Source organism: Rhizobium sp. Root1203, from assembly GCF_001424945.1.
Lineage (GTDB): Bacteria > Pseudomonadota > Alphaproteobacteria > Rhizobiales > Rhizobiaceae > Rhizobium.
Map to the genome: position 1 here is coordinate 16,280 of NZ_LMCW01000016.1, position 13,232 is coordinate 29,511.

Annotated in this window: 14 protein-coding genes; 7 read left to right on the plus strand and 7 right to left on the minus strand. The window is 61.3% G+C overall.

What is annotated here, in order from left to right; all coding sequences use genetic code 11:
- Nucleotides 1-2: 2 nt before the first annotated feature.
- The 3 genes from fdhF to ASC97_RS17800 are packed head-to-tail and all read left to right on the plus strand — an operon-like array spanning nt 3 to nt 3,959.
- Complete coding sequence (gene fdhF / locus ASC97_RS17790; RefSeq protein ID WP_057469689.1) at nt 3-2,882, plus strand: formate dehydrogenase subunit alpha; 2,880 nt, start codon at nt 3-5, stop codon at nt 2,880-2,882.
- A complete protein-coding gene (gene fdhD / locus ASC97_RS17795) occupies nt 2,882-3,709 on the plus strand; it encodes a formate dehydrogenase accessory sulfurtransferase FdhD (RefSeq protein ID WP_057469690.1) in 828 nt (275 codons plus the stop codon). Before fdhF ends, fdhD begins: the two co-directional genes overlap by 1 nt.
- Nucleotides 3,699-3,959 (plus strand): formate dehydrogenase subunit delta, encoded by a 261-nt coding sequence (locus ASC97_RS17800; protein WP_057469691.1) that lies wholly within the window; start codon nt 3,699-3,701, stop codon nt 3,957-3,959. The genes fdhD and ASC97_RS17800 overlap by 11 nt, the downstream gene beginning before the upstream one ends.
- 36 nt (nt 3,960-3,995) lie before the next feature.
- Here ASC97_RS17800 and ASC97_RS17805 read toward each other — a convergent pair whose 3' ends face one another.
- Nucleotides 3,996-4,418, minus strand: a complete 423-nt coding sequence (locus ASC97_RS17805; protein WP_057469692.1) for a cupin domain-containing protein — start codon at nt 4,416-4,418, stop codon at nt 3,996-3,998.
- Nucleotides 4,418-5,188: a hydroxyacylglutathione hydrolase gene (gloB, locus tag ASC97_RS17810; RefSeq protein ID WP_057469693.1), complete on the minus strand. Its 771-nt coding sequence runs from the start codon at nt 5,186-5,188 to the stop codon at nt 4,418-4,420. Before gloB ends, ASC97_RS17805 begins: the two co-directional genes overlap by 1 nt.
- Nucleotides 5,189-5,241: 53 nt before the next feature.
- On the opposite strand from gloB, the gene ASC97_RS17815 reads away from it, so the two are divergent.
- From ASC97_RS17815 to ASC97_RS17825, 3 genes are all read left to right on the plus strand, one after another.
- The gene (locus ASC97_RS17815) at nt 5,242-6,018 is read left to right on the plus strand and encodes a class I SAM-dependent methyltransferase (RefSeq protein ID WP_057469694.1); all 777 of its coding nucleotides are present in this window, start codon (nt 5,242-5,244) and stop codon (nt 6,016-6,018) included.
- Nucleotides 6,019-6,108: 90 nt separating this feature from the next.
- Nucleotides 6,109-7,218, plus strand: a complete 1,110-nt coding sequence (hisC, locus tag ASC97_RS17820) for a histidinol-phosphate transaminase (RefSeq protein WP_057469695.1) — start codon at nt 6,109-6,111, stop codon at nt 7,216-7,218.
- The gene (locus ASC97_RS17825) at nt 7,215-8,144 is read left to right on the plus strand and encodes a prephenate/arogenate dehydrogenase family protein (RefSeq protein WP_057469696.1); all 930 of its coding nucleotides are present in this window, start codon (nt 7,215-7,217) and stop codon (nt 8,142-8,144) included. Before hisC ends, ASC97_RS17825 begins: the two co-directional genes overlap by 4 nt.
- 3 nt (nt 8,145-8,147) lie before the next feature.
- On the opposite strand, the gene ASC97_RS17830 is transcribed toward ASC97_RS17825, so the two are convergent.
- Entirely contained in the window at nt 8,148-9,149 is a 1,002-nt protein-coding gene (locus tag ASC97_RS17830) for a DUF2125 domain-containing protein (protein ID WP_057469697.1), read from the minus strand.
- Between the two features lie 51 nt (nt 9,150-9,200).
- Here ASC97_RS17830 and ASC97_RS17835 point away from each other — a divergent pair, with 51 nt between their 5' ends.
- Nucleotides 9,201-9,731: a gamma-glutamylcyclotransferase gene (locus tag ASC97_RS17835; protein ID WP_057469698.1), complete on the plus strand. Its 531-nt coding sequence runs from the start codon at nt 9,201-9,203 to the stop codon at nt 9,729-9,731.
- A 2-nt stretch (nt 9,732-9,733) separates the two neighbouring features.
- On the opposite strand, the gene ASC97_RS17840 is transcribed toward ASC97_RS17835, so the two are convergent.
- The 4 genes from ASC97_RS17840 to ftsE all read right to left on the minus strand — a co-directional run bounded on the left by ASC97_RS17840 (nt 9,734) and on the right by ftsE (nt 13,058).
- Nucleotides 9,734-10,531, minus strand: coding sequence for a lysophospholipid acyltransferase family protein (locus ASC97_RS17840; protein WP_057469699.1), 798 nt, complete (start codon nt 10,529-10,531; stop codon nt 9,734-9,736).
- A gap of 79 nt (nt 10,532-10,610) precedes the next feature.
- Nucleotides 10,611-11,321: a YdcF family protein gene (locus tag ASC97_RS17845; RefSeq protein WP_057469700.1), complete on the minus strand. Its 711-nt coding sequence runs from the start codon at nt 11,319-11,321 to the stop codon at nt 10,611-10,613.
- 74 nt (nt 11,322-11,395) lie between these two features.
- Nucleotides 11,396-12,406 (minus strand): cell division protein FtsX, encoded by a 1,011-nt coding sequence (locus tag ASC97_RS17850; RefSeq protein ID WP_057469701.1) that lies wholly within the window; start codon nt 12,404-12,406, stop codon nt 11,396-11,398.
- Nucleotides 12,399-13,058: a cell division ATP-binding protein FtsE gene (gene ftsE, locus ASC97_RS17855; protein WP_037059285.1), complete on the minus strand. Its 660-nt coding sequence runs from the start codon at nt 13,056-13,058 to the stop codon at nt 12,399-12,401. Before ftsE ends, ASC97_RS17850 begins: the two co-directional genes overlap by 8 nt.
- Nucleotides 13,059-13,232: the final 174 nt, after the last annotated feature.

The following is a 13,232-nucleotide window of genomic DNA, read 5'->3' on the forward strand; positions in this document are numbered from 1 at the left end:
CCATGCCCCTCGTTGCAGAAACAGACTACGGCACGCCGGCCTCGACATCCGAAACCATGGTGACGCTGACCATCGACGGCAACGAGATTTCGGTGCCCGAGGGCACCTCGATCATGCGCGCCTCGATGGACGCCGGGATCGAGATTCCGAAGCTCTGTGCCACAGACATGATGGAAGCCTTCGGCTCCTGCCGGCTTTGTCTGGTGGAGGTCAAGGGACGCGCCGGCATGCCGGCGTCCTGCACGACGCCGGTGGCACCGGGAATGGTTGTCTCGACGCAGACGACCCGGCTGAAGGATGTTCGCCGCGGGGTGATGGAGCTCTACATTTCCGACCATCCGCTCGACTGCCTGACCTGTGCGGCGAACGGCGATTGCGAGCTGCAGGACATGGCGGGCGCCGTCGGGCTTCGCGACGTGCGCTACGGTTACGACGGCGAAAACCATGTCAAGGCGCGCGACAGCGGCGGCATCAATCTCAAATGGGCGCCGAAGGACGAATCCAATCCGTACTTCACGTTCGATCCTGCGAAATGCATCGTCTGTTCGCGCTGCGTACGCGCCTGCGAGGAGGTCCAGGGGACGTTTGCGCTGACCATCGAAGGGCGCGGTTTCGATTCGCGCGTTTCGGCCGGCATGCGCGAGGATTTCGTCTCGTCGGAATGCGTGTCCTGCGGCGCCTGCGTCCAGGCATGTCCGACGGCAACGCTGACGGAAAAATCTGTGATCGCAATCGGGCAGCCCGAGCACTCGGTTGTTACAACCTGCGCCTATTGCGGCGTCGGCTGTTCGTTCAAGGCGGAGATGCGTGGCGAAGAGCTGGTGCGCATGGTGCCATGGAAGGAGGGCCAAGCGAACCGCGGCCATTCCTGCGTCAAAGGGCGTTTCGCCTATGGCTACTCCAGCCACAAGGACCGTGTCCTCAATCCGATGGTTCGCGAGAAAATTTCCGATCCCTGGCGCGAGGTTACCTGGGAGGAGGCCTTCGCCCATGTCGCCACGGAGTTTCGCCGTATCCAGTACCAGTATGGCCGCGATTCGGTCGGTGGCATCACGTCGTCGCGCTGCACGAACGAGGAAACCTATCTGGTGCAGAAGCTGGTGAGGGCCGGTTTCGGCAATAACAACGTCGATACCTGCGCCCGCGTCTGCCATTCGCCGACCGGTTATGGTCTTGGTCAGGCATTCGGCACATCGGCGGGAACGCAGAATTTCGACAGTGTCGAAAAGAGTGATGTCGTCGTCATCATCGGTGCCAATCCGACCGACGGCCATCCGGTGTTTGCCTCGCGGCTGAAGAAGCGATTGCGCCAGGGCGCAAAGCTGATCGTCATCGATCCCCGCCGCACGGATATCGTACGCTCGCCGCATATCGAGGCCTCCTATCATCTACCCCTCACTCCAGGCACCAACGTTGCGGTCCTGACGGCGCTAGCGCATGTGATCGTAACCGAGGGACTGTTCAACGAAGCCTTCATCCGCGAGCGTTGTGACTGGTCAGAGTTCGAGGATTGGGCCGGCTTCGTCGCCGAGCCCTACCACAGCCCCGAAGCCTCGGAGAAATTCACAGGCGTCCCGGCCGAACTGGTGCGCGGCGCAGCCCGTCTCTATGCGACCGGGGGCAATGGTGCGATCTATTACGGCCTCGGCGTTACGGAGCACAGCCAGGGCTCGACGACCGTGATGGCGATCGCCAACCTGTCCATGGTCACCGGCAACATCGGCCGCCCCGGTGTCGGCGTGAACCCCTTGCGCGGCCAGAACAATGTGCAGGGCTCCTGCGACATGGGTTCCTTCCCGCACGAGCTGCCCGGCTATCGCCACGTGTCGGACGACGCAACACGCGACATTTTCGAGAAGCTTTGGGGCGTGAAGATCAGCGATGAGCCAGGGTTGCGCATCCCGAACATGCTGGACGCTGCCGTCGACGGCTCCTTCAAGGGGCTCTACGTGCAGGGCGAGGACATCCTGCAGTCGGATCCGGATACCAAGCATGTTGCGGCGGGTCTCGCGGCGATGGAGTGCGTCGTCGTCCACGACCTGTTCCTCAACGAGACGGCGAATTATGCACATGTCTTCCTGCCGGGTTCGAGCTTCCTGGAAAAGGACGGCACCTTCACCAATGCGGAACGCCGCATCAACCGCGTGCGCAAGGTCATGACCCCGAAGAACGGCTATGCCGACTGGGAAGTCACGCAGAAGCTTGCACAGGCGATGGGGCTTGCCTGGAGCTACAAGCATCCTTCCGAAATCATGGATGAGATCGCAGCAACGACGCCGAGCTTCGCGCTCGTCTCCTATGACTACCTGGATAAAATGGGATCGGTGCAGTGGCCCTGCAACGAGGCGCATCCGGAGGGATCGCCAATCATGCACGTGGATGGCTTCGTTCGCGGTAAGGGAAAGTTCATACGTACGGAATACGTGGCCACCGACGAGCGGACCGGGCCTCGTTTCCCGTTGCTTCTGACGACCGGACGCATCCTCAGCCAGTATAATGTCGGCGCGCAGACCCGGCGCACGGACAATGTCGTCTGGCATGCGGAAGACCGGCTGGAGATCCATCCGCACGATGCCGAGCAGCGCGGCATTCGCGATGGCGACTGGATCAAGCTGGTGAGCCGGTCCGGCGATACGACGCTCCGCTCGCTGATCACCGACCGCGTCGCGCCGGGTGTCGTCTATACCACGTTCCACCACCCGGATACGCAGGCCAACGTCATTACCACCGACTTCTCCGACTGGGCGACCAACTGCCCGGAATACAAGGTGACGGCAGTACAGGTTTCGCCCTCCAACGGTCCATCCGACTGGCAGGTGGAGTATGACGAGCAGGCGCGGCAGAGCCGGCGCATATCCGGCAAACTGGAGGCGGCTGAGTAATGACGCAAAGGCCGACCCGGATTGCCGTCAGACGGATCGCCCGCAGCGGTGGCGTTGTCAGGTCGGGCGAGCGCATCGTGCCGGAAGAAATACCGATAGCATTTTCCTATGGTGGCACGACGCATGCCGTGATGATGGGAACACCGGGCGATCTCGAAGATTTCGCCGTCGGCTTCACCCTCACCGAAGGCATCGTCGCAACCCGGGAGGAGATTGCGTCAATCGATATCGTCGAAGGCGATCAGGGTATCGATGTGCAGGTGTCGCTGGTGGAGGACGTTGCCGCGGCGCTGAGTGCGCGCAGACGGAGCATGGCGGGACCCGTGGGTTGCGGGCTTTGCGGCATCGAATCGATCGAGCAGGCTGTGCGCAAGGTATCAGACGTTTCCGTTGTGGCGATGACGATCAGCCATCGGGATGTGGTCGAGGCCGTCTCGCTTCTGAACGGCGCCCAACCGCTGCATCGCGAGACGCGCGCCGTTCATGGGGCGGCGTTCTATATCCCGGGCAAGGGACTTGCCGCTGTGCGCGAGGACGTCGGCCGTCACAATGCTCTCGACAAGCTTTGCGGCGCGGTCGTCGGTCTGGGATTGGAGGGCGGAAGCGGCGTCGTTGCCGTTACCAGCCGCCTTTCCGTCGAGATGGTGCAGAAGGCGGCCATCCTCGGCAGTCCTGTCCTGATTGCCATCTCTGCACCGACGGCGCTGGCGATCCGCACGGCGGAGGAGGCAGGCATGACGCTGATCGCGCTTGTGCGCGGGGAGGATTTCGAGATCTTTACGCATCCACACCGCATTCAACCGGGAAGCATTTCCGATGTCGCATGATACGCAAGCCAAGCTCGTCTATATGGCCAACCAGATCGCGACCTTCTTCGCGACCCAGCCCGAAAGCGAAGCTGCGCAGGGGGTGGCGACGCATATCAACAAGTTCTGGGAGCCACGCATGCGGCACCAGCTTTTCGAGATGCTGGAGCGAGAAGAGAACGGCCTGAGCCCATTGGTCGTGCAGGCTGGGCCGCTGATCAAGAGGCCGGCTGCTTCTGCGATGCCTGCAGGCACCGACGCCAGTGCTTGAGCCGGACGGATCCCCGGCTCCTTTCCGGACCCGTTGTCAAGCGTCCGGCGCCCAATCGGGCGGTGCCATCTCGAAGCTTGAAAACTCGAAACCCGGCGAGACAGTGCAGCCGACGAGCGTGTAGTCGCCGAGCGTTTCTGCCGATTGCCACCAGTTGGCCGGGACGATCGCCTGCGGCCGTTGGCCGTTCAGGATATCCGTGCCGAGCGTGAGTGTCTCGCTCCTGCCGCCGCCTTCAGCACGGTGGAGTGCGAGCGGTGCGCCGGCGTAGTGGTGCCAGACTTCAGCGGCGTCGCGGACCCGATGCCAGTGCGATCGCTGCCCGGCCTTCAGGAGGTAGTAGATCGCGGTCGAATGTCCGCGCGTGCCACCTTCGGTGTCGCGAAATGTCTGCACGTACCATCCGCCTTCGGGGTGCAACTGCATCGAAAGCTCGCGGATAATATCGTCAGGCGACATCAGAAATTGTCCTTGCGCTTGCGGATTTCGGCAAAGACTTCCTCGTTGGTCCTCGTCTCCATCAGGAGATTGCGGCGAATCGCAGGATCGGCTGCGCGCAGGAACGGATTGGTTTCCTTTTCCATCGACAGCGTTGTCGGGATCGTGAACTTTCCTTCCGCACGCAGCGCCTCGATATCTGCCGCGCGGCTCTTCAGGCGTTCGTTGTCGGGGTCGATGGTCAGGGCGAAGCGGGCGTTCGACAGCGTATATTCATGACCGAAGTAGATCGCCGTCTCGTCCGGCAGCACCGCAAGCTTCTGCAGGGAATGCCACATGTCGGCCGCCGGCCGTTCGAACAGGCGGCCGCAACCGAGCGCAAACAACGTGTCGGCTGCAAAGAGCAGCTTGTCGTCCACGAAGTGGTAACAGATATGGCCAGCCGTGTGGCCGGGTGTCTCGATGACTTTCACCGTATGGTCACCGAACAGGAACGAATCGCCGTCGGCCATCGTCTTGTCGAGACCGGGGATCGCGACTGCTTCGTTGATCGGGCCGACGATTTCGCAGTCGTATCGCTCCTTCAGCGCAAGGTTGCCCTCGACGTGATCTGTATGGTGGTGCGTCGTGAAGATGTGGGTGATCTTCCAGCCGCGGCGCTCGGCTGCCGATATGACGGCGGCGGCATCCGGGGCGTCGATCGAGGCAGTGAAGCGGGTTTCGGGGTCGTGCACAAGAACGCCGAAATTATCGGAACGGCATAGAAAAACCTCTAAATCCAAAGGGCTCATAGTCTCAAATACCTCTTTATCGCGGACATACCGGGAATGTAGAGGTTCCGGCCTTGAAGTCCAACCGCCCGCTGATAACATTTGTTGCGATGCACGCCGATATTGTCGACCTACGCCAGTTTTATCATTCCGACCTCGGCCGTATCGCCGAGCAGTCGATCGCGATGGCGTTATCGTCGCTCTGGGTGCGGCTTCCGCAGGAACGTCTTGTGGGCCTCGGCTATGCCGTCCCCTTCCTCGATCGTTTTCAGGCGGATACGGAACGGACGTTCGCGTTCATGCCTGCGGGGCAAGGTGCGGTGAACTGGCCGATGGGATCGCTGTCCTCCACCGCGCTGATCTTCGACGAGGAACTGCCGTTGCCGGACTCCTCGATCGACCGCGTGCTGATGGTGCATTCGCTCGAGTTTGCCGAGAGCCCACGGGAGACGTTGAAGGAACTGTGGCGGGTGCTGGCACCGGGAGGGCGGCTTGTGATCGTCGTGCCGAACCGCCGCGGCGTCTGGGCGCGGATGGAATACACGCCGTTCGGCTCCGGGCGCCCTTATTCGCGCGGCCAGCTTACTCATCTGCTGCGCGAAACGAACTTCACACCCGGCGCAACGGCCGAGGCGTTGTTGTTTCCGCCCTCCAAGCTTCGAACCATGATGCGGCTTCGAAGCGCCTTCGAGCGCGTCGGGCGGACGATGTGGCCGGCCTTCTCCGGTGTCATTATCGTCGAAGCGCAGAAGCGGCTCTACCAGGGCCTGCCGGTGGCGGTTCGCGCCTCGCGGCGGGTGTTCGTGCCGGTTCTGGCGCCGCACGGCGTTCCGACGACGCGCAGCAGATAGGCCGTCCGGCCCTCGACAAGATCGTCTTTCCGTTCTATTGCCTCTGGGCAATTTTCAGCCGGACTAGCGGCATTTTCCAAGGTCGATCCCATGAACGTAGAGATAAGCAAGCCCGTTCCGCGTCCCGGTATCCTGGATATCGCAGCCTATGTTCCGGGAAAGGAACACGCGCCGGGCGTTGCACGCGTCTACAAGCTTTCCTCGAACGAAACGCCACTCGGTGCCAGCCCTAAGGCAATCGAGGCTTTCCGCGCCGCGGCAGACAGTCTGGAACGCTATCCGGATGGCCAGGCGGTCGAGCTGCGCGAGGCGATTGCTGCCGTTCACGGTCTTAACCCGGCTAACATCATGTGCGGCAACGGCTCCGATGAGTTGCTCGGGCTTCTCTGCCACGTCTATCTCGGCACCGGCGACGAGGCCATCATCACAGAGCACGGGTTTCTCGTGTACAAGATCCAGATCATGGGCGCAGGCGCGACGGCCGTCGTTGCCAAGGAGAATGACGCGACCGTCGATGTCGACGCGATTCTTGCGGCCGTGACGCCGAAGACGAAGATGGTGTTCATCGCCAATCCGGGCAATCCGACCGGGACCTATGTTTCAGTCAGCGAAATCCGCCGCCTGCATGCCGGTCTTCCGAAGAATGTGATCCTCGTTCTCGACGCGGCCTATGCGGAATACGTCCGCCGCAACGACTACGAAGCCGGCATCGAGATCGTCTCGTCCAATCCCAACGTGGTCATGACGCGCACCTTCTCGAAGGTTTACGGCCTTGCTGCGCTGCGCGTCGGTTGGATGTACGCGCCGGCGGAGATCATCGATGCGCTCAATCGCCTGCGCGGGCCGTTCAACATGAATTCGGCGGCGATCTCCGCGGGTGCCGCCGCCATTCGCGATCAGGCATTCGTGCAGGAGGCTGTTTCCTTCAATCAGATGTGGATCGAGAAGCTGACCGGCGCATTCGAAACGCTGGGTCTGAAGGTGACGCCCTCCGTCGCCAACTTCGTCCTGATCCATTTCCCTGACGTAGACGGCAAGCGCGCTGTCGACGCCGATGCGTTCCTGACCAGCCGCGGCTATATCCTGCGGGCCGTCAGGGGCTATGGCTTTGCCAACTCGCTGCGCATGAGCATCGGTCCCGAGGAAGCCAACCGCGGCGTCATCGAGGCGCTCGGCGAGTTTATGGGACGCAAGGCATGACAGTTCAGTTCGATCGCATCGCGCTGATCGGAATCGGGCTGATCGGGTCTTCGCTGGCGCATGACATCAAGCGGCTGGGCCTGGCAAAGGACGTGGTCATCACCACCCGCAGCGCCGAAACGCTGAAGCGGGCGGAAGAGCTGCAGCTCGGCGATCGGTATACGAGTTCTGCGGCAGAGGCCGCGAGGGATGCCGACCTGATCATCGTCTCCGTGCCCGTCGGCGCGTCGGAGAGCGTTGCAAGGGAAATCGCCGGTAGCCTGAAGCCCGGTGCGATCGTCACCGATGTGGGTTCGACGAAGGCGTCGGTCATTGCACAGATGCAGCCGCATATGCCGGCGCTTGCCCACTTCATTCCCGGTCATCCCTTGGCAGGTACAGAAAAATCGGGGCCCGACGCGGGCTTCCCGGGTCTTTTCGAGGGACGCTGGTGCATCTTCACACCGCTTGCCGGCACGGACGAGACGGCGCTGAGGAGGTTGCGGAGTTTCTGGGAAACCCTCGGCTCCAAGGTGGACGAGATGGATCCGGAGCATCACGACAAGGTGCTTGCTATCGTCTCGCACCTGCCGCACATCATCGCCTACAACATCGTCGGCACGGCGGACGATCTGGAGACGGTGACGGAATCGGAAGTCATCAAGTATTCGGCTTCGGGCTTCCGCGATTTTACCCGCCTTGCGGCGTCCGATCCGACCATGTGGCGAGACGTTTGCCTGCACAACAAGGATGCGATCCTGGAGATGCTGGCGCGATTCTCCGAAGACCTTGCCTATCTCCAGCGGGCGATCCGCTGGGGCGAAGGAGACAAGATCTTCGAACTTTTCAACCGAACCCGTACCATTCGGCGCTCGATCGTGCAGGCTGGCCAGGACGTGGATGCGCCCGATTTCGGACGTCCCCACGCATTGGACAAGAAGCCCTGATCCTCAGATCGGGGGTATCGAACCGAGTGGGATGAAGCCGCTCACGGTTGCATTGCCGCGTTGGACGACGAGATCGACCGAGACCTTGTCGCCACCGCCGGCCAGCGCCTTCAAGAGTTTTGTCGCGGTGTCGACGGTCTTGGCCACCTCGGGAAAGGTCTGCTTGATGCTGTCGCGCCACGGTCCGAGGTTTTGGATCTCAAGCTTGAACTGACCGGAGAGATAGCCCTCCTCATCGAAGGAGAAGGGGCCGCTCAGCGTCATGGTCTTACCGTCGCCAATATCGGCGACGGCCTTGCGCAGCTCGCCGCTTGCTCCATAAAGGCCGTGGCTGTCGCTGCCGTCGATCATGCCGGCCTTGCCGGCAAGCGTGAGGTCGGCGCTCGCCGTGAGCTTCGGAAAGACCTGCGGCCAATCCTTGATGGCGATGTTGGAGCCCATGACCGACATAGCGCCGTCGAGGTCGGTGCCGTTCTGGCGCAGATGGATTTCCGCCTGAGATGCGTCGACATTGATCGTCTGGCCGGTGACCGAAGAGATCGCCGTTGCCTTCAGCTCATCGATGACGGTCGAAGTGCGATCGACGCCCTTGAATTTGGTGACCAGACTGGATTGCAGGTTTGCCCACTCGGCATTGATCGACAATCCATGTGCGGTGCGAATTTCCGCTGGAGAATCCAGCTCCCAGACGATGTGGCCAGGGGCATAGACCTGGGCCGCGGAGCGCAGCTCGCCGAACGTTGCCGAAACGCCGTTGACGTTATCGTCAACATCGACCTTCGAGCAGAACAGGCCTATCCGGAAGGGATAGCCGCGGAAGTCGATATTGGAGCACTCGCCTGTGACGCCGGCAGCATTGCCCGGCGCGATCGCCTTCAGGACCGTGCGCTTCAGTTCGGATGCGGCATAGAACCATCCGCCGGTGTACAACGCGATCACCAGTACGATGCCGCCGCCGAGCAACCAGAATTTCCTGCCGCTGCGGGATTGGCTTGACGCTGACATGATGTTCTCCAATGGTGAGTCGCAAATGGGAATCTCGGTCTGGCGTGCGATATGGACGAATTTTGGGTGTTTGGCTACGGATCGCTGATGTGGAATCCGGGCTTCGAGTTTGTGGAGCGGTCGCAAGCTCTCGTTTATGGGTATCGTCGTTCGCTTTGCGTTCGTTCCTGGGTGCACCGGGGGACCCAGCAAAATCCGGGCCTCGTGCTCGGTCTCGACCGTGGGGGCTCATGCAGGGGCATGGCTTTCCGCATTGCAGCCGAGGTATGGGCCGAGGTGATCGACTATCTGCGCGCGCGCGAACTGGTGACCAACGTCTATCTCGAACGCAACGTGGCGCTTCAGCTGGAAGGCGGCAGGAGCGTCCCAGGCGTGGCATACGTCGTCGATCGCAATCATACGCAATATGCCGGCGCTCTCGATACGCTTGCCGCCGCCCGCATTGTTCACGAAGCGCAGGGTCAATCCGGCCCAAACGATGCCTACGTCTTCAATACGCTGGCGCATCTCAAGGAGATGGGCATTCGAGACCATTGGCTGGAGCAGGTGGTGGACGAAGTCGAGCGGTTGCGGACCGCCTGAGATCAGGCCGTCGCCGCTTTTGCGTCCCTGAGTTCGGCCAGCCTGTGCACGACGGTCGGAGGCAACGGCAGATCGGGATTGCGCTCCGCCGTGTCGACCAGCAGTTCATCGCTCGCGCGCTCCGTCACCTCGATCAGATGGGCGAAAAACGCGTCCGGGTCCATGCCAGGCTGGATGGCCGGCAAAATCCTGACCTTGAAGTGGCCGGGATAGCGCATGGTGCTGCGGCGAGGCCAGAAGAGGCCCGGATGCATGGCGACCGGCACGACCGGCAATTTCAGGTCGCGGTACATGCGTGCGATGCCATATTTGTAAGCCGGTTCGGCACCGGGCGGGCGCCGTGTGCCCTCGGGGTAGATGATCAGCTGGCGGCCGGTTGCAAGCTCTTCCTTCGTCCGCTTCAGAGCTTCGACCATGACCTTGCCACGGGCGCCGCGATTGATCGGGATCATGCGCTGTTTCTTGGCGTACCAGCCGAAGAGCGGGATCCACATGAGTTCGCGCTTCAGAATGTAGACCGGATCCTTCAGCCACGGCAGCAGCGCGTACGTGTCCCAGAACGATTGATGCTTCGGCGCCAGGATGTAGCCGCCTTCGGGCAGGTTCTCCATCCCTTCGATTTCAAAGGTCGTGCCGACGATCTTTTTCATCAGCCAGTGGTTCGACAGCGCCCAGTTCTTGGGGACCTGGTAAGCGGTCTTGCGAGGTGCCAGGAAATAATAGGGTGAAAGCACGATCATCCGGATGATCAGATTGGCGTAGAAGATCGTGTTGAAGAGGACGGAACGCAGGGCGATCATGAACTTTCCCAAGGCCGGTGTCCGCGTGAAGGGCGGTTGCGCCCTCCTACACGATATTGGCCGCCATAAAAAGCTCTGATCAGTTTTGCCCGGCTGCAGTTGCCGAGCGCAGGCCGGGATGGCGGCCGAGCCCTGTCAAATTTCGGGCGCCGGCCAGAAGAACCTTGGCATACTCGGCAAGCATGACCCGCATCGCGTTCGGATCCGTGAACCAGTTGCTGTTCTTAAGATCGGTATTGACGACCGGGTAGGGGATGAATTGCGTTTCGGGGTCCACATAGGCGAGTTCCGACAGGCTGCGCGGCATATGGTAGTTGTTGGTGACGACGAGAACGCTCTTATAGCCCTTCGCGTGGATCCAGTTGCTGGCTTCCTCGGCATTGCCGATCGTATCGAGCGCGTCATAACCGATGTCGACGCAGCAGGAGAAGAGTTCCGGCGCGGCCTGGGTCATCTTGCGGATTTGTGCACGTGTCGTCGTTGGGTGGACGCCTGAAATCAGGAGGCGCTTGCCGGCGCCTTTCTGAAGCAGTTCCACCGCCTGGTCGATGCGCTGGTAGCCTCCCGTCAGTACGACGATCGCGTCGGCGCGAGGCTCCGGCGGCGGCTTCAGGGTTGTCACCGAATCGGCAAAGCGCAGGAAGCCGCCGAAGACGAGAGCGGCAGCAATCACGAATGCGAAACCACCCCAGCGCAGCATGCGTCTTACCAGGCTGCGGCGAACGGGCTCGCCTTCGGAGCGACGAAGCTCCGTTTTGGGACGAATCAAGTTGCGCGACATGTGGCCCATGCTCATGAATCGAAAAATATACGCAGATTAAGGCCGCGAACAGACGCTTTCGTGTCAAAAAGAGCAACGCACGCTCAATTCACGAGCCCGTCGGCGCGCGTGGGATCGGAGCGGAGAGTATCGATTTCATAGATCGTCCGCATGACGGTCAGGCGGGCCGTGAGAGTGGTCAGCAACGCAATGACGATCATGGTCGCAAAGATGCCGGCATAACCGAGAGCCCCGACCGAGAAAGTGCCGAAAAGGGCTGTTGCCTGATCGGTCTGCGGGGTCGCCAGTGTATGGCTCTGCAGGAATCCCGCGCTGAGGAAGAACAAGGCAGCGAGCCCGCTGCCGACTGCCGATCCCTTGAGGCTGATCTTCAGGAAGTGCTTCTGGAACTCGTTGGCGACGAACGAGCTTTCGGCGCCGACGAAGTGCAGGACCTCGACAATGTGGCGATTGCCGGACAGCGCACCGCGCGTTGCAAAGACCACCGTCAGCACCATCGCCGAGAAGACGAGCAGCAGCACGCCGGTGCCGATCATCACAGTGGTATGGGCCATCGAGACGAGGCGGTCGACCCAGTTGCGATGATCGTCAAGCGAGGATTGCGGTATGCTCTCCTTCAGGAGCGAACGCATCGCCTCGAAATCGGGCGGGTTGCTTTCATCGATCGTGATGATGACGAGGCGGGGAACGGGGAGTTCCTTGATGTCCAGACCAGCGCCAAGCCAGGGCTCGAGCAGACGGGCGGTCGCCGCCTCATCGACAATCTGGCCGCTCTTCGTGCCGACGAAGGTCAGGGCGATATCGCGGGCCTGGACCAGGGCCTTTTCCATGTCCAGCCCGTCGTCGGGCTTGATCTGAATGGTGATCTCGCGGGAAATCTGGCCTTCCCAGCTTGCCGCCGTCGAACGCACCATGCTGACGCCGCCAAGCGTCAGGCAGGCGAGAAAAGCCATGATGGCGATCACCACCATCAGTGCATTGCCCTGTATGTTGGCCGAGGGAAGGATAGGCGCTGTCGGACGCACCTTCATTTCGGGCCGTTTCTGGCCCTTTGCGGCTGGCTGCTTTGCGGAGCGGGGCGCGGGTTCAGTCATGGATATCGAGATGCCCTTCCGACAGAATCATGCGGCGGGCTTCAACCTGGTCCATCAGCGTCAGGTCGTGGGTGGCGATGACAACGGCGGTTCCGAGACGGTTCAGTTCGAGAAAGAGGTTCAGCAATCGACGGGCCATCGGTGGGTCGACATTGGCGGTCGGCTCATCGGCAAGCAGGATTTCCGGGCGATCGATGAGGGCGCGTGCGATTGCGGCGCGCTGCTTCTCGCCGCCCGAAAGCACAGGCGGCAGAACATTGATGCGTTCGCCAAGCCCGACCCATTTCAACAGCTCCAGCACATCGGTCTTGTAGGAACTCTCGTCCTTGCCGCGCACCCGCAAGGGCAGTGCCACATTCTCGTAGGTCGTCAGGTGGTCGAGGAGGCGGAACTCCTGGAAGATGATGCCGACGCGCCGACGCATCAGCGGCAGTTCCTGGCGCGGAATATCCGAGATATCGCGGCCGAACATGCGGATCAGGCCGCGGGTCGGTTGCAGCGACAGGAAGAGAAGCCTGAGCAGCGTCGTCTTGCCGGCGCCAGAAGGCCCGGTCAGGAACTGGAAGGATTTCTTCGGGATGTCGAAGGTTAGGTCCCGGAGAATTTCCGGTCCCATCCCATAGCGCAAACCGACATTCTCGAAGTGGATCAACGGGCAGCTCAGTCTTTTGTTTGTTTGACCGTAGGACTTGTTAACCAACTCCGTTAACAAGTGGTAAATTCGAGCGGAAAGGCGCCCGTTTGAAGGCGATCTTTGCAAAGCATTAACCATTAAAATTTACGACTGAGCAGGATTCGTTTCAATGCCGGATTTTTTATTCGGCCT

Excerpts from the sequence above, each read along its gene's own strand:
- ASC97_RS17825 (WP_057469696.1), top strand. The coding sequence starts at position 7,215 with ATGACAGTTCAGTTCGATCGCATCGCGCTGATCGGAATCGGGCTGATC.
- ASC97_RS17845 (WP_057469700.1), bottom strand. The coding sequence starts at position 11,321 with ATGGGCCACATGTCGCGCAACTTGATTCGTCCCAAAACGGAGCTTCGT.
- ASC97_RS17835 (WP_057469698.1), top strand. The coding sequence starts at position 9,201 with ATGGACGAATTTTGGGTGTTTGGCTACGGATCGCTGATGTGGAATCCG.
- ASC97_RS17840 (WP_057469699.1), bottom strand. The coding sequence starts at position 10,531 with ATGATCGCCCTGCGTTCCGTCCTCTTCAACACGATCTTCTACGCCAAT.
- fdhF (WP_057469689.1), top strand. The coding sequence starts at position 3 with ATGCCCCTCGTTGCAGAAACAGACTACGGCACGCCGGCCTCGACATCC.
- ASC97_RS17830 (WP_057469697.1), bottom strand. The coding sequence starts at position 9,149 with ATGTCAGCGTCAAGCCAATCCCGCAGCGGCAGGAAATTCTGGTTGCTC.
- ASC97_RS17800 (WP_057469691.1), top strand. The coding sequence starts at position 3,699 with ATGTCGCATGATACGCAAGCCAAGCTCGTCTATATGGCCAACCAGATC.
- ASC97_RS17805 (WP_057469692.1), bottom strand. The coding sequence starts at position 4,418 with ATGTCGCCTGACGATATTATCCGCGAGCTTTCGATGCAGTTGCACCCC.
- fdhD (WP_057469690.1), top strand. The coding sequence starts at position 2,882 with ATGACGCAAAGGCCGACCCGGATTGCCGTCAGACGGATCGCCCGCAGC.
- gloB (WP_057469693.1), bottom strand. The coding sequence starts at position 5,188 with ATGAGCCCTTTGGATTTAGAGGTTTTTCTATGCCGTTCCGATAATTTC.
- hisC (WP_057469695.1), top strand. The coding sequence starts at position 6,109 with ATGAACGTAGAGATAAGCAAGCCCGTTCCGCGTCCCGGTATCCTGGAT.
- ASC97_RS17850 (WP_057469701.1), bottom strand. The coding sequence starts at position 12,406 with ATGACTGAACCCGCGCCCCGCTCCGCAAAGCAGCCAGCCGCAAAGGGC.